At 72.8% G+C, this 20,031-nt stretch carries 16 protein-coding genes and 1 pseudogene; 8 read left to right on the top strand and 9 right to left on the bottom strand.

Annotated features, from left to right (window positions below):
* Positions 1 to 132: 132 nt before the first annotated feature.
* Positions 133 to 1,680, bottom strand: a complete 1,548-nt coding sequence (locus AOK22_RS10640) for an MDR family MFS transporter (protein ID WP_055698347.1) — start codon at positions 1,678 to 1,680, stop codon at positions 133 to 135.
* Positions 1,681 to 2,046: 366 nt separating this feature from the next.
* Here AOK22_RS10640 and AOK22_RS10635 point away from each other — a divergent pair, with 366 nt between their 5' ends.
* Together AOK22_RS10635 and AOK22_RS10630 are read left to right on the top strand one after the other, a co-directional pair.
* Positions 2,047 to 2,835: an ABC transporter ATP-binding protein gene (locus AOK22_RS10635; RefSeq protein WP_055698346.1), complete on the top strand. Its 789-nt coding sequence runs from the start codon at positions 2,047 to 2,049 to the stop codon at positions 2,833 to 2,835.
* A complete protein-coding gene (locus tag AOK22_RS10630; RefSeq protein WP_055698345.1) occupies positions 2,832 to 5,417 on the top strand; it encodes an ABC transporter permease in 2,586 nt (861 codons plus the stop codon). Before AOK22_RS10635 ends, AOK22_RS10630 begins: the two co-directional genes overlap by 4 nt.
* Before the next feature lie 116 nt (positions 5,418 to 5,533).
* On the opposite strand, the gene AOK22_RS10625 is transcribed toward AOK22_RS10630, so the two are convergent.
* From AOK22_RS10625 to AOK22_RS10615, 3 genes are all read right to left on the bottom strand, one after another.
* Positions 5,534 to 7,009: a DUF2079 domain-containing protein gene (locus AOK22_RS10625; RefSeq protein ID WP_079036479.1), complete on the bottom strand. Its 1,476-nt coding sequence runs from the start codon at positions 7,007 to 7,009 to the stop codon at positions 5,534 to 5,536.
* A 131-nt stretch (positions 7,010 to 7,140) separates the two neighbouring features.
* A complete protein-coding gene (locus AOK22_RS10620) occupies positions 7,141 to 7,548 on the bottom strand; it encodes a hypothetical protein (protein WP_055698344.1) in 408 nt (135 codons plus the stop codon).
* Positions 7,541 to 8,044 (bottom strand): SigE family RNA polymerase sigma factor, encoded by a 504-nt coding sequence (locus tag AOK22_RS10615; RefSeq protein WP_055698343.1) that lies wholly within the window; start codon positions 8,042 to 8,044, stop codon positions 7,541 to 7,543. The genes AOK22_RS10620 and AOK22_RS10615 overlap by 8 nt, the downstream gene beginning before the upstream one ends.
* Before the next feature lie 315 nt (positions 8,045 to 8,359).
* Here AOK22_RS10615 and mfd point away from each other — a divergent pair, with 315 nt between their 5' ends.
* Complete coding sequence (gene mfd / locus AOK22_RS10610) at positions 8,360 to 11,890, top strand: transcription-repair coupling factor (RefSeq protein ID WP_055698342.1); 3,531 nt, start codon at positions 8,360 to 8,362, stop codon at positions 11,888 to 11,890.
* Between the two features lie 37 nt (positions 11,891 to 11,927).
* On the opposite strand, the gene AOK22_RS10605 is transcribed toward mfd, so the two are convergent.
* From AOK22_RS10605 to AOK22_RS10590, 4 genes are all read right to left on the bottom strand, one after another.
* Positions 11,928 to 12,302 carry a MerR family transcriptional regulator gene (locus AOK22_RS10605; RefSeq protein ID WP_055698341.1) on the bottom strand — a complete coding sequence of 125 codons (375 nt, stop codon included), beginning with the start codon at positions 12,300 to 12,302 and terminating at the stop codon, positions 11,928 to 11,930.
* Positions 12,303 to 12,355: 53 nt separating this feature from the next.
* Entirely contained in the window at positions 12,356 to 13,114 is a 759-nt protein-coding gene (locus AOK22_RS10600) for an SDR family NAD(P)-dependent oxidoreductase (protein WP_055698340.1), read from the bottom strand.
* Positions 13,115 to 13,177: 63 nt separating this feature from the next.
* Positions 13,178 to 13,630: a nuclear transport factor 2 family protein gene (locus AOK22_RS10595; protein ID WP_055698339.1), complete on the bottom strand. Its 453-nt coding sequence runs from the start codon at positions 13,628 to 13,630 to the stop codon at positions 13,178 to 13,180.
* Between the two features lie 139 nt (positions 13,631 to 13,769).
* Positions 13,770 to 13,958 (bottom strand): Rv0909 family putative TA system antitoxin, encoded by a 189-nt coding sequence (locus AOK22_RS10590; protein WP_055698338.1) that lies wholly within the window; start codon positions 13,956 to 13,958, stop codon positions 13,770 to 13,772.
* A 109-nt stretch (positions 13,959 to 14,067) separates the two neighbouring features.
* On the opposite strand from AOK22_RS10590, the gene AOK22_RS10585 reads away from it, so the two are divergent.
* From AOK22_RS10585 to AOK22_RS10575, 3 genes are all read left to right on the top strand, one after another.
* Positions 14,068 to 14,814, top strand: a complete 747-nt coding sequence (locus AOK22_RS10585) for an MOSC domain-containing protein (protein WP_063795228.1) — start codon at positions 14,068 to 14,070, stop codon at positions 14,812 to 14,814.
* Positions 14,811 to 15,536, top strand: a complete 726-nt coding sequence (locus AOK22_RS10580; protein WP_055698336.1) for an HNH endonuclease family protein — start codon at positions 14,811 to 14,813, stop codon at positions 15,534 to 15,536. The genes AOK22_RS10585 and AOK22_RS10580 overlap by 4 nt, the downstream gene beginning before the upstream one ends.
* A 92-nt stretch (positions 15,537 to 15,628) precedes the next feature.
* Positions 15,629 to 16,378, top strand: a complete 750-nt coding sequence (locus AOK22_RS10575; RefSeq protein ID WP_055698335.1) for a GNAT family N-acetyltransferase — start codon at positions 15,629 to 15,631, stop codon at positions 16,376 to 16,378.
* A 21-nt stretch (positions 16,379 to 16,399) separates the two neighbouring features.
* Here the strand turns inward: AOK22_RS10575 and AOK22_RS10570 are convergent, their stop codons facing one another.
* Positions 16,400 to 17,182, bottom strand: a complete 783-nt coding sequence (locus AOK22_RS10570) for a hypothetical protein (protein ID WP_055698334.1) — start codon at positions 17,180 to 17,182, stop codon at positions 16,400 to 16,402.
* 176 nt (positions 17,183 to 17,358) lie between these two features.
* Between AOK22_RS10570 and AOK22_RS10565 the strand changes: the two genes are divergently transcribed.
* Positions 17,359 to 19,449: an N-6 DNA methylase gene (locus tag AOK22_RS10565; protein ID WP_055698333.1), complete on the top strand. Its 2,091-nt coding sequence runs from the start codon at positions 17,359 to 17,361 to the stop codon at positions 19,447 to 19,449.
* A 157-nt stretch (positions 19,450 to 19,606) separates the two neighbouring features.
* Positions 19,607 to 20,031 (top strand): annotated as a pseudogene (locus tag AOK22_RS10560) (hypothetical protein); the annotation flags it as partial.

The raw sequence follows: 20,031 nt of genomic DNA, 5'->3' as shown, positions 1-20,031 counted from the left end.
CTCCTGGGGAGGGTGGGTCATCCCGGTTCTCCTTGCGCGGCTTTCGGTCCGGTGGTGCGGACCGCAGGGAGCGAGGGGAGCCGAGACGTTACTTGTAAGTAGCGGTGGCGTGTGGGGTTTTCGACAAACCGCTCAGTCGGACTGTTGCGTGGGCGACAACCGTTCTTTCTGGGAGGGCTGTTGTTCGTCCTTGAGGACGGGGAAGCGCCGTGGCGCCACGAGCAGCAGGACCGCGAGGGCCACGACGGCCGCACAGCCCGCGCCCACGTACACCCAGTCGACCGCCGCGTCGACCGCCCGCCGCAGCCGCTCCGGGTCGGCCACGGACGCCGGCGCCTCCAGTGAGCGCGCCACCGAGTCCAGCGAACCTGCCCCGCCCAGGCGGTGGGCGAGCACGCCGTTGGCGACCGCGCCGAAGAGCGCCGCGCCCACGGTCTGGCCGATCTGCCGGCAGAAGAGGACGGAGGCGGTGGCCGTGCCGCGCTCGGACCAGCCGACCGTGGACTGGACGCCGACGATCAGCGGGAGTTGGACGAGGCCGAGCGCCGCGCCGAGCAGCAGCATGAGCAGGGCGGGCTGCCAGGCGGTGCCGGGGTAGGGGAGCAGCGGGACGGCGAACAGGAGCAGGGCGGCCGCCGAGATGCCGAGCACCGCGGTGTTGCGGAAGCCGATCCGCCGGTAGACGTGCTGGCTGAGCGCCGCGCTGACCGGCCAGCTCAGCGTCATCGTGGAGAGCACGAACCCGGCCGCGATCGGCGCGAGTCGCAGCACCGACTGGGCGTACGTGGGCAGGAACACCGTCGGCGCGACCATCAGCAGGCCGAGCGCGCCGAGGGCGAGATTGACGGCGGCGATGGTGCGCCGCTGCCAGACCCAGCCGGGGATGATCGGCTCCGCGGCCCGCCGCTCGACGAGCACGACGACGGCGACCAGGACGAGCCCGGCGCCCAGCAGCGCGAGGGAGGGCGCGGAGAGCCAGTCCCAGGCGACGCCGCCCTGGACCAGCGCGGTGAGCAGCACGCCGCCGCAGGCGAAGACGGCGAGCGCGCCCGGCCAGTCGACGCGGCCGAGCGGGCCGGTGGTGCGGCTCGGCTCGTGCAGGTGCCGCACGATCAGCCACAGGGCGAGCGCGCCGACGGGCAGGTTGATGAGGAAGATCCAGCGCCAGTCGGCGTACGAGGCGAGCAGCCCGCCGATCGCGGGGCCCGCGACCGACGAGGTGGCCCACACCGTCGACAACTTCGCCTGGATCTTGGGGCGTTCCTTCAGCGGGTAGAGGTCGGCGGCGAGCGTCTGCACGGTGCCCTGGATGGCGCCGCCGCCCAGGCCCTGGACGACGCGGAAGGCGATGAGCGAGGCCATGTCCCAGGCGCCCGCGCACAGCGCCGAGCCGACCAGGAAGAGGGCGCTGCCCGCGATGAGCACGGGCTTGCGGCCGAAGGTGTCGGAGAGCTTGCCGTAGACGGGCAGGCTGACGGTGACCGCGAGCAGATAGCCGGAGAAGAGCCAGGAGAAGACGGAGAAGCCGCCGAGGTCGCCGACGATCTGCGGCACCGCGGTCGCCACGATCGTGGAGTCCAGGGCGGCCAGCGCCATGGACAGCATCAGCGCGGCGACGACCGCGCCGCGGCGTCCCGTCGCGCCGGGAGCGCCGTGGCCTCCGCCCTCGCCCGTCCCCACCGAGATCCCTTCCCCCTGCACCAGTTGCTGCGGGCCACTTTCTCACCCCGCCGTGATGGAGGGCAGGGTGGAGACACCCCTGAGTTGATCTCCACCGAAGGGTGGACGACCCCTAGGGGGACCTCCGTACTGCGGACCGGGGACCGTTCGTCCCGCCGGAGGATGAGACGGGCCGGGCCCGGTCCTTAAATGGTTCTTACGCGCCGGGCACGGGGCCGGCGCGGACAACCACACCACGGGGGTGGGGTTTTCCCCCGCTCAAGACTGCGCTGAGCACCAGCGCGCCGGACCCCCTCGCGACACCAGAATTCGAGTCGAGCGGCGGACACCCGCGGCTCATCGCATGACCGACATAGGAGACGTACCGTGACAACGGCTGTTACCACACCCAGGCACGGGGGCACTGGCGGGCGTACGGCCGTGGCGGCACGGGCGCGCCAGGTCGTCAAGGCGTACGGCAGCGGGGAGACCCGCGTCGTCGCGCTCGACCACATCGACGTGGACATCGCCCGCGGGCAGTTCACCGCGATCATGGGCCCCTCGGGGTCCGGCAAGTCGACCCTGATGCACTGCCTCGCGGGCCTCGACACGGTCAGCAGCGGGCAGATCTTCCTCGACGAGACCGAGATCACCGGCCTCAAGGACAAGAAGCTCACGCGGCTGCGCCGGGACCGGATCGGCTTCATCTTCCAGGCGTTCAACCTGCTCCCGACCCTCAACGCCATCGAGAACATCACGCTCCCGATGGACATAGCGGGCCGCAGGCCCGACCGCGGCTGGCTCGACCAGGTCGTGGAGACCGTGGGCCTGGCCGGGCGCCTCAAGCACCGCCCCACCGAGCTCTCCGGCGGCCAGCAGCAGCGCGTCGCCGTGGCCCGCGCCCTCGCCTCGCGCCCCGAGATCATCTTCGGCGACGAGCCGACCGGAAACCTCGACTCCCGGGCCGGCGCCGAGGTGCTGGGCTTCCTGCGCCGCTCGGTCACCGAGCTCGGCCAGACCATCGTCATGGTCACGCACGACCCGGTCGCCGCCTCGTACGCGGACCGCGTCCTGTACCTGGCCGACGGCCGGATCGTCGACGAGATGCACCAGCCGACCGCCGACCAGGTCCTCGATCGCATGAAGTCCTTCGACGCGCGGGGGCGCACGTCATGACCGTCCTCAAGACCTCGATGCGCAACTTCTTCGCGCACAAGGGCCGCATGGCGCTCTCCGCCGTGGCCGTGATCCTGTCGGTGGCGTTCGTCTGCGGCACGCTCGTCTTCTCCGACACGATGAGCACCACCTTCGACAAGCTCTTCGCGGCCACCTCCTCCGACGTCACGGTCGCGCCCAGGTCCGACGACTCCGACAGCGCGCGGCGCACCGGCAAGCCCGATTCGCTGCCCGCCTCCGTCGTCGACGAGGCGCGCAGGGCCGACGGCGTCAAGTCCGCCGAGGGCGGCGTCAGCAGCGAGAGCGTCACCGTCGTCGACTCCAGGAACAAGAACCTCGGCCCCAGCAGCGGCGCCCCGACCATCGCCGGCAACTGGACGCGCAACGACCTGCGTTCGATGGACATCACCTCCGGCCACGCCCCGCGCGGCCCCACCGACGTGATGGTCGACGCCGACACCGCCGACAAGCACCACCTGAAGATCGGTGACGAGCTGCGGACCATCACGGCCTCCGGCGACCACACCGCGCGGATCTCCGGCATCGCCACCTTCAAGGTGACCAACCCCGGCGCCGCGATCTTCTACCTCGACACCGCGACCGCCCAGCGCCAACTCCTCGGCGCCACCGGCCGGTTCACCCAGATCAACCTCACCGCGGACGCCGGCGTCAGCGACACGGCACTGAAGCGGAACGTCACCGCGGCCTTCGGCGACACCGTCAAGGCGTACGACATCAAGACGCAGAAGGAGACCGCGGACGACAACCGCAAGGACGTCGGCAGCTTCCTCGACGTCATGAAGTACGCGATGCTCGGCTTCGCCGGGATCGCCTTCCTCGTCGGCATCTTCCTCATCATCAACACCTTCTCGATGCTGGTCGCCCAGCGGACCCGCGAGATCGGCCTGATGCGCGCCATCGGATCGAGCCGCAAGCAGGTCAACCGCTCGGTGCTCGTCGAGGCGCTGCTGCTCGGCGTCTTCGGCTCGGTCCTCGGCGTCGGCGCGGGCATCGGCCTCGCCGTCGGCCTGATGAAGCTCATGTCCGGCATGGGCATGGAGCTGTCCACCGGCGACCTCACCGTCGCGTGGACGACCCCCGTGGTCGGCATGGTCCTCGGCATCGTCGTCACCGTCCTCGCCGCCTACCTCCCCGCACGACGGGCCGGCAAGGTCTCGCCGATGGCCGCGCTGCGCGACGCGGGCACCCCGGCCGACGGCAGGGCGAGCGCGCTGCGCGCCGTCGTCGGCCTGGTCCTCACCGGCGCCGGCGGCTACGCCCTCTACACCGCGTCGCAGGCCGACAAGGCCTCCGAGGGCTCGCTCCTGCTGGGCGGCGGCGTCGTCCTCACCCTCATCGGCTTCGTCGTCATCGGCCCCGTCCTCGCCTCCGGCGTGGTCCGCGTGATCAGCGCGGTGCTCCTGCGGATGTTCGGCCCGGTCGGCCGCATGGCCGAGCGCAACGCCCTGCGCAACCCGCGCCGCACCGGCGCCACCGGCGCGGCCCTGATGATCGGTCTCGCGCTGGTCGCCTGCCTCTCCGTCGTCGGCTCCTCGATGGTCGCCTCGGCCACCGACGAGCTCGACCGGTCGGTCGGCGCGGACTTCATCATCCAGCCCACCCAGCCCGGCATCTCGATCACCCCCAAGGCCGCGCGGGCCCTGGAGAAGGCCGAGCACATCGGGCACATCACGCACCTCAGGCAGATCGACGCCGACCTGACCACGCCCGCCGGCAAGACCGTGGACGGCGTGGGCCTGAGCGCCGCGGACCCGACGTACGCCAAGGACCTGCGCCGCGAGACGACGGCGGGCACGCTGAGCGCCGCGTACGGCAAGGACGCCATGTCGGTCGGCGACGAGTTCGCCAAGAAGCACGGCCTGAAGGTCGGCGACGAGCTGAAGGTCGCCTTCGACCACGGGAGGACGGCCGAGCTGAAGCTCGCGGCGATCACCAAGGACGACGGCGCGATCGACACGGGCGCGATGTACCTGAGCACCGCGACGCTCAAGGAGTACGTCGGCGCGGACCGGATGCCGCAGGACGACATCATGTTCGCCACGGCCGCCAAGGGCCAGGAGGACGCCGCGTACGCGTCGCTCAAGGACTCCCTGGCGAAGTACCCGCAGTACAAGGTCATGGACCAGACCGACTTCAAGCAGACGCTGAAGGACCAGGTCGGCCAGATGCTCAACATGGTCTACGGCCTGCTCGGCCTCGCGATCATCGTCGCGATCCTCGGTGTGGTGAACACGCTGGCCCTCTCGGTGGTCGAGCGCACCCGCGAGATCGGACTGATGCGGGCCATCGGCCTCTCGCGCCGCCAGCTGCGCCGCATGATCCGCATGGAGTCGGTGGTCATCGCCCTCTTCGGCGCGCTGCTCGGCCTCGGGCTCGGCATGGGCTGGGGGGCGACGGCCCAGAAGCTGCTCGCCCTGGAGGGCCTGAAGGTCCTGGAGATCCCGTGGCCGACGATCGTGGCGGTCTTCGTCGGGTCGGCGTTCGTGGGCCTGTTCGCCGCGCTGGTCCCGGCGTTCCGGGCGGGCCGGATGAACGTCCTGAACGCGATCGCCACCGAATAGCCGATACGACGGGGGAACGGGGGAGCCGGCCCCGGCAGGTGCGCACCGCACCCGCCGGGGCCGTCCCCTGTCTCACTCCTTGCGCGGCAGGACCTCACTCCTTGCGCAGCAGGACCTCACTCCTTGCGCAGCAGGACGAACCCGTGGGCGTCGTCCTCCAGGACGTAACGGGCGCCCGGATGCTGCTTGTTGGCGTAGCCGATCGGGTCCTTCGTCCACCCGGAGCGCACGTCGAGGGCGAAGTAGTCGGGGACGACCGGGCGGGCCGTGCCCACCCAGAAGACACGGGCCCGTGAGGTGAGCCTGCTGATCGGCCCGATGTTCGCCTCGACGGTGGCCCCGTCGGGCACCCGGTCGAGCAGCCGCTCGCGCGCGGTGACCTGCGGGCTCTTCTCGTACGTCGCCGACTCGGTGAGGCCTGCCAGCGGCAGCGAGGTCGTCAGGGCGAGCGCGGCGGTCGCGGCGCAGGCCGGCAGCCGGTCGGCACAGGTGCGCAGCCACGGCCGTCCGCTGCGGCGCAGGATGTCGACGGCGTCGACCAGGGCGAGGGCGACGACCGGCATCAGGACCGCGTTGTAGTGCCAGTCGGTGCCCCAGTAGTGCTCGTCGGCGGAGAGGAAGCGCCAGCCGAGGGTGGGGAGCGCGACCAGGAGCAGCGGCGAGCGCAGGGCGAGCAGCCCGGTGGTGGGCAGCAGCAGCCACAGGAGGGTGCGCAGCTTGGTGTCGAGCCCGTCGAAGAGCCCGGCGGTCGCGCCGCCCTCGCCGACCTTGTTCCAGTAGTCGTACGAGCCGACCGAGTTGAACGCCGGGATGACCAGGGTCAGCGTCACGAGGGTGGCGACCGCGCCGAAGGCGGCGACCCCGAGGGCGTAGGGCAGGGACCTGGGGTCCGTGCGGCGGCAGCGGATCGCCACGACGACGGCGATCGCGGCGACGGTCGCCCCCAGGTCCTCTTTGACCAGGACGAGCGGCAGCGCCCACAGCAGGGCGGCCCGCCACCGCTGCCGCAGCAGCGCCTCCAGGGCGAAGGCGATCAGCGGTACGGCGAAGCAGATCTCGTGGAAGTCGAAGTCGACGGCCTGCTGGATGCCCCAGGACAGCCCGTGGGCCACGCCGACGGCGAGCCCGGAGGCGCGGCCCAGGAGGCGGGTCGCGGCGCGGGTGACGGGGATCGTGGCGACGGCGAAGAGCAGCGCCTGCGCGACGAGCAGCGTGACGGGCGAGGGGAAGAGCCGGTAGACGGGCGCGAGGAGGGCGGTGACGGGGCTGAAGTGATCGCCGAGGATGTTGGCCCCCGGCCCCTTGAGGTCGGCCACCGGCACCTGGAGGTGCGCGTAGGCGCGGATGGCCTGCTCGAAGATCCCGAGATCCCAGGACCGGCTCTCCATGCGTCGGTAGCGGCACACGGAGACGAGGGCGTAGGCGACGAAGAACGCGGCGGTGAGGAGGTAGGGGGCGCGGTCCCAGAGACGTTCCCTGATGTCGGGGGCGCTCCTCTGGTCCCGCGGGGTTATCGGCTCGGGCGCGCCCCTCCCGACGGGATCATCGACGTCACCCTCGACGACGGGGGCATCGGACTGGGCTCCGGACATGGGGTGGCTTTCTGATCGGGGAGCGGCGGCAATTCCCGGCCCCTCCGGGGTTCGGGGAGCGGCGGTCATTTCCGGCCCCTCCGGTGTTTGAGGAGCGGAGCCCCGTGCGACGGCGGCGCGCACGAAAGAACTCAGCCCCCAGGGAACGAGGCGGCGACGGACGCGCCCGTCGCCGTCGGCGGCGGCGAACCGGACGGCGCGAGCGACGGCGGAAGAGACGTGGACGGAGTCCGGGAGGGCACCCCCTCCGGCGCGGAGGCGCCCGGCGGCGACGCCGACGAGGTGGGACGGGGCGGCGCCGCCGGCCGGACCGGCGTACCCCCCTCGCCCATCCGCAGCGCGACGGCCGCCGCCGCCCCGGACACCAGGCACACGGCCAGCACGGCACCCACCGCGTACGTCCGTCGTCTGCGCCGCGCGCCCCGCGCGGCGACCTGGCCCGCGGGGGCCGGCGAGGCGAGCCCGCCGCCCGTCGCGGCGGCCCGCTTCAGCGCGACGGCGAGGCCGTCGTCGTCGGCGGTGGACCGGGGCTCAGTCACGGTGCTCCTCCGGGGTCGGCGTGTCGTCGAGATGAGGGGCGAGGGCCGCCCGCGCGCGGGACAGGTGGGACTTCACGGTCCCGGCCGCGATCCCGGTCTCCGCGGCGACCTGCTGCACGGACAGATCGCAGACGTAGTGCAGCACCGCCACCCGGCGCTGCCGCTCCGACAGCCGCCGCAGCGCGGCGACCAGCGCCACCGTGCCGGGGTCCGGCGCGGGCACGGAGTCCGCCCGGCCGCCGTGATGGCGCCGCCAGGCCTCCGCGGAGCGCCCGCGCCGCCGCCACCGGCTGACGGCGAGCCGCCACGCGACGGTCCTGATCCACGCCTCGGGCCCGGCGTCCCGCTCCAGGCGCCCGCGGCGCGCCCAGGCACGCACGAAGGCCTCCTGGACCACGTCCTGCGCCTCGTGGAGATCGCCCGTCATCAGGTACACCTGCCCGACCAGCGGTCTCACGGAGTGCGCGTAGAACGCCTCGAACTCCTCGTCGGTCAAGTGGTCTCCCGGTGCGTACGGTGCAGGTGGTGCGGTTCCTCGTGGGCAGTACGCCCGGCACACGCGTCCGGTTTACCCGGGCGGCGCGGAATTTCTCGGCATCTCTGGGACAGCCGTTTTCGGGACATTGTCCGGCAGGGGGCGTGCGGACCCGCGCATGGGGCTCGCCGCGAGCGGGCCGCGCCCGTCGGCGACCGGGCCGCGCCTGTCGGCGCCAAGTCGTACGCTGGAGACCCCCGGCCCGTGCGACGTGCCGGGCCCTTCGCGTTGCCCATCGGACACCGGATCCTCCGGTACCTGGACGGAAAGCCTTCCATGAGCCTGCACGGTCTGCTCGACGCCGTCGTCAAGGACTCGGCACTCGCCGAAGCGGTCAAGGCCGCGACCGACGGCCACCGCATGCACGTCGACCTGGTCGGCCCGCCCGCGGCCCGGCCCTTCGCGGTGGCGGCGCTGGCCCGCGAGTCCGGCAGGACCGTCCTCGCGGTGACGGCCACCGGCCGCGAGGCCGAGGACCTCGCGGCGGCGCTGCGCACGATCGTGCCGCCGGACGGCGTCGTGGAGTACCCCTCCTGGGAGACGCTGCCGCACGAGCGCCTCTCGCCCCGCTCGGACACGGTCGGCCGCCGCCTCGCGGTCCTGCGCCGGCTCGCGCACCCCAGCACGGACGACCCGGAGACCGGCCCGGTCTCGGTGATCGTCGCGCCCATCCGCTCGGTGCTCCAGCCGCAGGTCAAGGGGCTCGGCGACCTGGAGCCGGTGGCGCTGCGCACGGGGCGGACCGCCGACCTGAACGAGACGGTCGAGGCTCTCGCGGCAGCCGCGTACTCCCGGGTCGAACTGGTCGAGAAGCGCGGCGAGTTCGCCGTGCGCGGCGGCATCCTCGACGTCTTCCCGCCCACCGAGGAGCACCCGCTCCGCGTGGAGTTCTGGGGCGACGACGTCGAGGAGATCCGTTACTTCAAGGTCGCCGACCAGCGCTCCCTGGAGATCGCCGAGCACGGCCTGTGGGCGCCGCCCTGCCGTGAGCTGCTGCTCACCGACGACGTGCGCGAGCGGGCCGCGGCCCTCGCCGAGCTCCACCCGGAGCTGGGCGAGCTGCTCGGGAAGATCGCCGAGGGCATCGCGGTCGAGGGCATGGAGTCCCTCGCGCCGGTCCTCGTCGACGACATGGAGCTGCTGCTCGACGTCATGCCGAAGGGCTCCATGGCGGTGGTCTGCGACCCGGAGCGGGTGCGGACGCGCGCGGCCGACCTGGTGGCGACGTCGCAGGAGTTCCTCCAGGCCAGCTGGGCGGCGACGGCCGGCGGCGGCGAGGCGCCGATCGACGTGGGCGCGGCCTCGCTGTGGGGCATCGCGGACGTCCGCGACCACGCGCGCGACCTCGGGATGATGTGGTGGTCGGTCTCGCCGTTCGCCGCCGACGAGGACCTGTCCGACGACACCCTCAAGCTGGGCATGCACGCCCCGGAGACGTACCGGGGCGACACCGCGAAGGCGCTGGCCGACACCAAGGGCTGGCTCGCGGAGGGCTGGCGCACGGTCTATGTGACCGAGGGCCACGGCCCGGCGACCCGCACCGTCGAGGTGCTCGGCGGCGAGGGCATCGCGGCCCGCCTCGACGCGGACCTCACCGAGCTGACGCCGTCGGTGGTGCACGTCTCCTGCGGCTCGATCGACTTCGGCTTCGTCGACCCCGCGCTGAAGCTCGCCGTGCTCACCGAGACCGACCTCTCCGGCCAGAAGGCGGCCGGCAAGGACGGCCAGCGGATGCCGGCCCGCCGCCGCAAGACGATCGACCCGCTCACCCTGGAGTCCGGCGACTACATCGTCCACGAGCAGCACGGCGTGGGCCGCTACATCGAGATGGTGCAGCGCACGGTCCAGGGCGCGACGCGCGAGTACCTGGTCGTGGAGTACGCGCCCGCCAAGCGCGGCCAGCCCGGCGACCGCCTGTACATCCCCACCGACCAGCTGGAGCAGATCACCAAGTACGTCGGCGGCGAGGCCCCGACGCTGCACCGCCTCGGCGGCGCCGACTGGACGAAGACGAAGGCGCGCGCGAAGAAGGCGGTCAAGGCGATCGCCGCCGACCTCATCAAGCTGTACTCGGCCCGCATGGCGGCGCCCGGCCACAGCTTCGCCCCCGACACGCCCTGGCAGCGCGAGCTGGAGGACGCCTTCCCGTACGCGGAGACGCCCGACCAGCTGACCACGATCGCCGAGGTCAAGGAGGACATGGAGAAGACGGTCCCGATGGACCGCCTGATCTGCGGCGACGTGGGCTACGGCAAGACGGAGATCGCGGTCCGCGCGGCCTTCAAGGCGGTGCAGGACGGCAAGCAGGTGGCGGTCCTCGTGCCCACGACGCTGCTCGTGCAGCAGCACTTCGGCACGTTCACCGACCGGTACTCCCAGTTCCCGGTCAGCGTGAAGGCGTTGAGCCGCTTCCAGACGGACACCGAGTCCAAGGCGACGCTGGAGGGCCTGAAGGACGGCTCGGTCGACATCGTCATCGGCACGCACCGCCTCTTCTCCTCCGAGACGAAGTTCAAGGACCTGGGCCTGGTCATCGTCGACGAGGAGCAGCGGTTCGGCGTCGAGCACAAGGAGCAGCTGAAGAAGCTCCGCGCGAACGTCGACGTGCTCACGATGTCGGCGACGCCGATCCCCCGTACGCTCGAAATGGCCGTCACCGGCATCCGCGAGATGTCGACGATCACGACGCCCCCCGAGGAGCGCCACCCGGTCCTGACCTTCGTCGGTCCGTACGAGGAGAAGCAGATCGGCGCGGCCATCCGCCGCGAGCTGCTGCGCGAGGGACAGGTCTTCTACATCCACAACCGCGTCGAGTCGATCGACCGCGCGGCGGCGCGCCTGCGGGACATCGTCCCCGAGGCGCGCATCGCCACGGCCCACGGCCAGATGTCCGAACAGGCCCTGGAGCAGGTGGTCGTGGACTTCTGGGAGAAGAAGTTCGACGTCCTCGTCTCGACGACGATCGTCGAGTCGGGCATCGACATCTCGAACGCCAACACGCTGATCGTGGAGCGCGGCGACAACTTCGGCCTCTCGCAGCTCCACCAGCTGCGCGGCCGCGTGGGCCGGGGCCGCGAGCGCGGCTACGCCTACTTCCTCTACCCGCCGGAGAAGCCCCTCACGGAGACGGCCCACGAGCGTCTGGCCACGATCGCCCAGCACACGGAGATGGGCGCGGGCATGTACGTGGCGATGAAGGACCTGGAGATCCGCGGCGCGGGCAACCTCCTGGGCGGCGAACAGTCCGGCCACATCGCGGGCGTCGGCTTCGACCTCTACGTCCGCATGGTCGGCGAGGCGGTCGCCGACTACCGCGCCTCGCTGGAGGGCGGCGTCGAGGAGGAGCCGCCCCTGGAGGTCAAGATCGAGCTCCCGGTCGACGCGCACGTCCCGCACGACTACGCCCCCGGGGAGCGCCTGCGCCTGCAGGCCTACCGTGCCATCGCCTCCGCGAACACGGAGGAGGACATCAAGGCGGTGCGCGAGGAACTCACCGACCGCTACGGCACGTTGCCGGAGCCGGTGGAGAACCTCCTCCTGGTCGCGGGCCTGCGCATGCTGGCCCGCGCGTGCGGCGTCGGCGAGATCGTCCTCCAGGGCAACAACATCCGCTTCGCCCCGGTGGATCTGCGCGAGTCCCAGGAGCTCCGCCTCAAGCGGCTCTACCCGGGCACGGTCATCAAGCCGTCCGCGAACCAGGTCCTGGTCCCGCGTCCCAAGACGGCGAAGGTCGGCGGCAAGCCGTTGGTCGGCCGCGAACTCCTGGGCTGGGTGGGGGAGTTCCTGACGTCGATCCTGGGTTCGTAGCCCGCTCTCGACCGGGTCGCGGACGTCCGCGACCCGGTCATGCCACCGGACGGATCCGGCCGCCCGTCGCCTCGCGCAGGGCCGTCGCGAGGCGGTTGCGCACCTCGGTCTGGGCCGCGATGCGGCGGTCGATCACCGCGAGGCGGTCGAGGACGACCCGCAGGCCCGCGTCGGTCGGTGTGGTGGTCGCGATGTCGCCGTCCAGGCAGGGCAGGAACACACGGACGTCGTCGAGGGTGAGGCCCGCGTCGAGCAGGAAACGGATGTTGCGGACGCGGACGACGGCGCGCTCGGCGTCGTACACCCGGTAGCCGTTGGGCGTGCGCGCGGACTCGATGAGTCCGGCCTCCTCGTAGTGGCGCAGGGCGCGCGGTGTCGTGCCCGTCGCCTCCGCCAGCTGTCCGATCCGCACGCGTGCCGCCTCCCCGTGGCCCCTCAACGGCGTGACGGGCGTTCCCCCCGCCGTCACGCGACGACCGCTCCGCCGTCCACCGGCAGGATGACACCGGTGATGAAGGAGGCACCGGGCGAGGCGAGTCCGGTGATCGCCCAGGCGACCTCCTCGGGCCGGCCGATCCGGCCCATGGGGGTGTGCGCGATCTGCCACGCGCGGACCGCTTCCTTCTCCTCGGACGTGAAGCCGGAGTGCTCGGCGATCGGGGTGTCCACGGCGCCCGGCGCGACGGCGGCGACCCGGATGCCGCGCGGCGCGAGGTCGACGGCCCAGCTGCGGGTGAGGAGTTCGAGGGCGGACTTGGTCGCCGGATAGAGCGAGTTGCCCGGCCAGCCGCGCTGGCCCACCGACGTCGAGACGTTCACGACGACGCCCCGGCTCTCGGCGAGCGCGTCGAGCGCGGCCTGGGTGAGCAGCACGGGGGCGACGAGGTTGGTGGCGAGCTGGAGGTCGACGATCTCGCGGGTGTAGGTGCCCAGGCGTGCGGTGCGGACCACGGCCGCGTTGTTGACCAGGACGTCCAGGCGGCCGTGGGCGTCGAGGACGGTACGGACGATGTGTTCGGGGGCGCCGTCCGCGGTGATGTCGGCGGCGAGCGGGGTGATCGACCCCTCGTGCCCGGCCGCGGTCCGTGCCAGGGGGCCCGGCCGCCGCCCCACGGCGACGACGTGCGCGCCCTGGGCGGCGAAGGCGTGGGCGGTGGCGCGCCCGATGCCGGTGCCGGCGCCGGTGACGAGGACGACTCGGGTGGTGTGCTCCTGAGGACTCATGGGGAGAGCGTCGAACCCTGACGCCAGGGGCAGGGTCAAGCGGGACCGTCCGGCGGAGCGTCCTCAGGAGGCGTCCGGGGTGCACGCCTGCGCGATCGAGAGGCTGTTCTCGTACAGGTGGTGCCTGGTGATGCGGCCGTCCTCGACCGTGAGCCGGAGGGCGAAGGGGCCCTCGAACGTCTTGCCCGTGGCGCGCACGCGGCCCGAGAGGTGGCCCATCAGGACGGCGTCGGCGCCGTCGACGAGGAACGCGTCGAGGGAGGCGCGGGACTCCTCGGGGACCGTGTGGACCGCCAACTCCGCGGCCTGGGCCGCGCATTCGGCGCCCGTGGAGCGGGGCCGGATCCACGGGACGACGGGGTTCTCGGCGAGCAGCCAGTCGACCTCGTCGGCGAAGAGCTCCTCCATCCGGCCGGTGTCCCCGGCCATGCGGGCCGTGAGGAACTCCTGGACGGTCGCGCGGGTGGTCGCCGCGACGTCGGCGGCGGGGGTGTCGGTGGTGGCGTCGGCGGTCATCTCGGTCTCCTCGGGGGCCTGGCGCGCGGGGTCCGCGGGGTGTTTCCCCGCGATGCCCCGATCCTGCCGGGGGTGAGGAGAACGGTCGATTACCCCAGGGGTCATGCCCCTGGGGCAACCGTTCGGCGGTGATCCGGGATCAGGACTGCTGCTCGCCCTCCGGCTTGTCCTCGCCGAGGCCCAGCTTCTCGTTGATCTGCTGCTGTGCCTTGTCGACCTTGTCGGCGTACTTGTCGCCGGTCTTCTCGTTGATCTCTTCTTCTGCCGCGTTCGAGATGTCCTTGGCCTTGTCCTGGGCCTGGTCCTTGAACCTGTCGAAGATGCCCATACGGAGAACTCCTTGCGGGCGGGGAGGGGGACTCACGGTCGACGATACGTCCGTGCTGTCCGGTTTGCTCGCCGAGGGGGGATATGGTCTGGACCACTCGGTCGCTACGGTGGTGGCCGCGAGATTCGCCCAGGGGAGGGAGAGCGCCGTGCCGCTCACAGTCGTGGGGCTGAACCGGTTTCCGGTGAAATCGATGCTCGGACAGGAGCACGACCGGCTGGAGTTCGACGCGCGGGGCGCCGTCGGCGACCGGCGGTGGGCCCTGCGTCACGCCGACGGAAAGCTGGGCAGCGGGAAGAACACCCCCCGCTTCCGCCGCATCCCCGGACTCCTGGAACATCAGGCCGCCTACGACGCGGACGGACTGCCCGTCGTCACCGCGCCGGACGGCACCGAACTGCGCCCCGGCGACCCGCTCATCCCCGAACGCTTCGGCGAGGGCGTCGAGTTGGTCCACGAGGGCGAGGAGGGCCACAAGGACGCCTCCGCCGTCTCCCTCGTCGGCACCGCCTCGCTGCGCGCGCTCGGCGACCTGCTCGGCGACGCCGACCCCGTCGACGTACGGCGGCTGCGCAAGAACATCGTCGTGGAGACGGACGAACCCTGGATCGAGGAGAGCTGGGTCGGCCGCGAGCTCGTCCTCGGCGGCTCCGGCGAGGGGGCCGCTCCGCTGCGGCTGCACGTCGTCAAGCGCGTCACGCGCTGCGTCATGGTCACCCAGGCCCAGACCGGCCTCCCCGCGGACAACCGCATCCTGAAGACCCTCACCGCCGCCCGCGGCATGTGCATCGGGATCCACACGGAAGTCGTGGCGCCCGCGCCGCTCGCCCTCGGCGACACGGTGGTCGCCCGGTGAACCGACGTACCACCGGCGCTCTGCTCGCCCTCGTCGCGATCCCCGCGCTGCTCACCGGCTGTGAGCTGGGCACCGAGGAGAAGGACGGCGGCGGTGCCGCCGGGCCCGACGCCAGGGCCGGCTCCGCGCTCGCCGCCGTCGACACGCTCACCGTCAAGGGCCGCGCGCCGAAGACCGGTTACGACCGGGGGCGGTTCGGCAGCGCCTGGGCCGACACGGACTCCAACGGCTGCCCGACCCGGGACGACATCCTCAAGCGGGACCTGACGGACGTCCGCCACCAGGGCGGCGACTGCAAGGTCGTGTCCGGGACGCTCGCCCCCGACCCCTACGGCGGCAGGGACGTGACGTTCCGCCGCGGGCGCAGCCAGGTCGACATCGACCACCTCGTCGCGCTGTCGGACGCCTGGCAGAAGGGCGCCTTCCAGTGGGAGCCGAGCAAGCGCATCGCCTTCGCCAACGACCCGCTCAACCTCCTCGCGGTCGACGCGGGCCCCAACCGCAGCAAGGGCGACGGCGACGCCGCGACCTGGCTGCCGCCGTACAAGGCGTACCGCTGCACCTATGTGGCCGGGCAGGTCGCGGTGAAGAAGAAGTACGGGGTGTGGGTGACCGGCGCCGAGCGGGACGCCATGAAGAAGGTGCTCGCCAAGTGCCCCGACGAGAAGCTCCCGGCGGGCGGCTCCCCGACCACGGCACCGGGCCGCTTCCACGCCCGCTGACTCCTGGCGGCGCCGTCGGCCTGCGGATGCGCCGGCCGGTCCCGGAACAAATCAGTTACGCGATGATCCGTCGCCGGGTTAGCGTCCGTCGCATGGACCTGACGATCACCACCCTGGCCGAGCGGCCCGAACTCGCGGGACCGCTCTGGTCCATGGCCGAGGACTGGCCGGAGTTCATCCTCCACGATCCCGTCGGCTGGTCGCTGATCGGGCGGATCGTCGCGGACCTTCCGGAGTACGTGCTGGTCGCGACGGACGCGGACGCCGGCGGCAAGGTCGTGGCGCGCGGCTTCAGCGTGCCGTTCGCGCTGCGCGCCCGCGGGGACGGCGAACTGCCCGACGGCGGCTGGGACCAGGTGCTCCTGTGGGCCTTCTCCGACCTGCGGCACGGCAAGGAGGCGGACACGGTCAGCGCCATCGAGATCACCGTCGACGAGTCGGCGCGCGGCAAGGGGGTCTCGGGGCGGATGCTCGCCGCGCTGCGGGACAACGCCCGCGCCCGGGGCTTCTCCGAGGTCGTCGCGCCCGTGCGCCCCAACGCCAAGCACCGCGAACCGGCCGCGCGGATCGACGAGTACGCGTTCCGCACCCGCGAGGACGGCCTGCCGCACGACCCGTGGCTGCGGGTGCACGTGCGGGCGGGCGGCGTCATCGACAAGGTCGCGCACGCCTCGATGACGGTGTCCGGCTCGACCGCGCAGTGGCGGGAGTGGACCGGGCTGCCCTTCGACGAGGAGGGCCCGGTCGAGGTGCCCGGCGCCCTGGTGCCCGTGCACTGCGAACTCGCGCGCGGCTACGGGGTGTACGTCGAGCCGAACGTCTGGGTGCGGCACGCCCTGTGAGCGGACCGCACCCCGCGCGGGTCAGCCCGCCAGCTTGTCCAGGTCGAGGACGTCACCGGTGGGTGCCGTCGCCTTGACCGGCTTGTCGTAGTCGGTGAAGGCGAGGCTCTCCGGCTTCCCGCCGCCGGTCTTGTCGACCTTGAGCAGGTACGGCTTGCCCTTCGTGGCGACGTAGATCGTGTACGTGTCCTTGCCGTCGCGCTCGGTGAGCTTGATCGCCGGGGTGCCGTCGACCGTGGTCGTGCCGCCCCTGCGGGCCGCGGAGCCGGTGTCCTTGAACTCGCCGAGCAGGGAGTCCAGGTCGCAGAACCCGGCGACCTCCTTCGCGTCGGCGTTCGTCACCTTCGTCCTCACCCAGCGGTTCGCCATCATGTCCACGGCCGCCTGGACGTCGGCGGCGGGCTCGCCCTTGCTCTGCGCGCGCAGGAACTTCTCGTCGTACTTCATGTAGGCGGTGCCGCCCGGGATGATCAGCTCGATCGAGCCCTCTTCGGCGGTGCCCATCGTGCCCGCGCAGGTGCCCTTGGTGTCCAGGGCCAGGTCCATCCGAAGCAGGCCGGACGCCTCATCGGTGACCTCGCCCTTGACGCGGAGCGAGGAGGCGCCGGAAGTCGCCTTGAGGGCCTTCTCGGCGATCTCGCCGCCGGACAGCCCGGCGAACGGCTCCTTCGCCGCCGCGGCCCCGCCCTTGTCCGCGGACCCGCCCTTCTTCTCGGTGCCGCAGGCCGTGAGGCCGAGGGTCGCGGCGGTGGCCAGGCAGACCGCGGCGATGACGGTACGGCGCGGACGCAGGTGATGACGCATGGAGATCCCCCCAGGGAAGTCGTTCGATGGGCACATCACAGCAGGAGTGTGTGAACCGAGTCAACACGAAAGTCTGTGAATCATGGGTTAACGGCCGTGAAGCAGTCGGTGCGGCCGCTCTCTGGGTATGCTCGGTCGCGCGCGACTGACCCCGCGCGACCGAGGGGAGCCGGCACATGACGCCGCGGGACGACGGAGCCAGCACGACGCCGCGGGACGGCGCGACCGAGGTGACCGCGGCGGGGATCGCCCGGCTCGCCGGCGTCGGCCGGGCCGCCGTCAGCAACTGGCGCCGCAGACACGACGACTTCCCCAAGCCCGTCGGCGGCACCGAGACCAGCCCCTCCTTCGCCCTCGCCGAGGTCGAGCACTGGCTGCGCGCCCAGGGCAAACTCGTCGAGGTCCCCCTGCGCGAACGCGTCTGGCAGCAGCTCGCCGGACACCCCGCGGGCCCCGCCACCGCCCTGCTGCACGCCGGCTGCGCCCTGCTCCTGGTCCGCGACCGGCCGCCCGCCTGGCTCGCGGTGAGCGCCGTCTCCGACGAGCGGATGGCCCAGCTGCTGCCCGGCGAGCTCGACGAGGTGGTGACCATGAGGTTCGGCGTGCGCCGCAGGCGCGCCGTCCACGTCCCCGAGGCCGCCGAACTCCTGCCGTCCGTACCGCTGTTGCGCGGTGTCGCCGAACTCGCCGCCGAGCTGGGCGCCAAGCAGACGTACGAGTTCCTGATCGGCCGCCACACCGACGCCAACCCACGCCAGTACACGCTCACCCCGGCGGGCCCCGCCGAGCTGATGGCCCACCTCGCCGGACCCGCCCGCACCGTCCTGGACCCCGCCTGCGGCACCGGCGCCCTGCTGCGCGCCGTCCCCGCGCGCCCCGACCAGTACCTCCACGGCCAGGACAGCGCCCCCGAACTCGCCGCGCTCACCGCGCTGCGCCTGGCCCTGCACTCCGACGCCACCGTGCGCTCCATGGCCGCCGACACCCTGCGCGCCGACGCCTACGACGACCGCAGGGCCGACGCCGTCCTGTGCCACCCGCCGTTCAACGAACGCAACTGGGGCCACGACGAACTGGCCTACGACCCCCGCTGGGAGTACGGCTTCCCGGCCCGCGCCGAGTCCGAACTCGCCTGGGTCCAGCACGCGCTGGCCCGCCTCGCCGACGGCGGCACCGCCGTCCTGCTGATGCCGCCCGCCGCCGCGTCCCGCCGCTCGGGCCGCCGCATCCGCGCCGACCTGCTGCGCCGCGGCGCGCTGCGCGCGGTCGTCGCCCTGCCGCCCGGCGTCGCCCCGCCCTACAACCTCCCCCTGCACGTCTGGGTGCTGCGCAGGCCCGACCCGGCGGCGCGGCCCGCGCCCGAGGTGCTGCTCGTGGAGGCCGCGGGCGTCCTCGCCGCCGACGGCCGGGACCGGCAGCTGTGGCCCGCCGTCCGGGACGCCGTGCTCGACGCCTGGCGGGCCTTCGACCGCGACGGCACGCTCGACGAACGCCCCGGCCTCGCCCGCTGCGTGCCGGTCCTCGAACTCCTCGACGACGAGGTCGACCTGGCGCCCGCGCGCAGGCTGCCGCCGCCCGCCGCGGGCGGCGGCGCCACGGAGCTGGCGACCGTACGCGAGGGCCTGGGCGAGGCGCTGCGCAGGGCGGCCGACCTCACCCCGCCGCTGGCCGGCCGCGACGACGCCGACGACCTGCCGCGCGCCCCGCTGACCACCGTCGGCGAACTGGCCCGCGCGGGCGCCCTGTCGCTGCACACCGGCACCGGCACGGCGGGCGGCGGCGTGCCGGTCCTCACCGACCACGACGTGCTCACCGGCGGCGCGCCCTCCGGGACCGGCCACGAGGGCAGCGCGCACGACGGCGCGGTGCGCACCGAGCCCGGCGACGTCGTCGTGCCCGTGTTCGGCGGCGGCGCCGCGGCCCGGGTGATCGACGAGGCCACCGCGGGCGCCGCGCTCGGCCGCGGCCTCGCCCTGCTGCGCCCCGACCCCGCCGCGCTCGACCCGTGGTTCCTCGCCGGGTTCCTGCGCGGCACCGCCAACCACCGCCAGGCCAGCAGCTACGCCTCCACCTCCGCGCGGCTCGACGTGCGCCGCCTCCAGCTGCCCCGGCTGCCGCTCGCCGGACAGCGCGGCTACAGCGAACGCTTCCGCCGGCTCGCCGCCTTCGAGGACGCCGTGCGCCACGCGTCCCTGCTCGGCGAGCGCCTGGTGCGCGGCATGCACGACGGACTGACGGAAGGAACCCTTCCGCCGGGTGCCGCGTGATCGGAACGACAACGGTTCGGTACAACCCGGGACCGGTCGTACGGGTCGGCCTATACGCTCGAACCCTCATCCGTTCGTTCACCACGCACCAGGAGCAGCCATGCACGGCCACGGCTACGCGCCGCAGCAACCACAGCCCCCTTCCGGGGGGACATATGTGACGCTGCGCGTGCTGTTCGTGGTGCTCGCGGTGGTGACGTGCGGGCTGTTCGCGTGGGCCGCGATGCTGCGGCTCGCCATCGTGACGCGCAGGGCGCTCGACTGGACCCTGTTCGTCCTCGTGACGGCGCTCGACGTGCTGGCCGTCGCGCTCATCGGCGTCGACCCGGGCGAGGACGAGTTCGAGAGCACCGGCAACGCGGGCATGGTCGTCCTGCTCTGCACCCTGGTGGCCGCCCTCGCCTATTACCTGTACGCGGACATACGGCACTTCAGCCCGTACCGCCGCCCGCAGTTCGCCGGTCACGTACCGCAGCAGACGCAGTCCGCCTACGGCTACCCGCAGCAGACCGCTCCCGGACCGGTCCACCAGCAGCCCACCCAGCTGGGCACCCCGCCCTTCCCGCAGCCGCAGCCCCCGTC

It is taken from the genome of Streptomyces silaceus, from assembly GCF_001419745.1.
In the GTDB taxonomy this organism is placed as follows: Bacteria; Actinomycetota; Actinomycetes; order Streptomycetales; family Streptomycetaceae; genus Streptomyces; species Streptomyces silaceus.
This window is presented reverse-complemented; position numbering and strand designations above follow the sequence as displayed.

Coding starts and splice junctions, on each gene's coding strand:
- AOK22_RS10630 (WP_055698345.1), top strand. CDS start 2,832: ATGACCGTCCTCAAGACCTCGATGCGCAACTTCTTCGCGCACAAGGGC.
- AOK22_RS10625 (WP_079036479.1), bottom strand. CDS start 7,009: ATGTCCGGAGCCCAGTCCGATGCCCCCGTCGTCGAGGGTGACGTCGAT.
- mfd (WP_055698342.1), top strand. CDS start 8,360: ATGAGCCTGCACGGTCTGCTCGACGCCGTCGTCAAGGACTCGGCACTC.
- AOK22_RS10600 (WP_055698340.1), bottom strand. CDS start 13,114: ATGAGTCCTCAGGAGCACACCACCCGAGTCGTCCTCGTCACCGGCGCC.
- AOK22_RS10595 (WP_055698339.1), bottom strand. CDS start 13,630: ATGACCGCCGACGCCACCACCGACACCCCCGCCGCCGACGTCGCGGCG.
- AOK22_RS10590 (WP_055698338.1), bottom strand. CDS start 13,958: ATGGGCATCTTCGACAGGTTCAAGGACCAGGCCCAGGACAAGGCCAAG.
- AOK22_RS10575 (WP_055698335.1), top strand. CDS start 15,629: ATGGACCTGACGATCACCACCCTGGCCGAGCGGCCCGAACTCGCGGGA.
- AOK22_RS10570 (WP_055698334.1), bottom strand. CDS start 17,182: ATGCGTCATCACCTGCGTCCGCGCCGTACCGTCATCGCCGCGGTCTGC.
- AOK22_RS10565 (WP_055698333.1), top strand. CDS start 17,359: ATGACGCCGCGGGACGACGGAGCCAGCACGACGCCGCGGGACGGCGCG.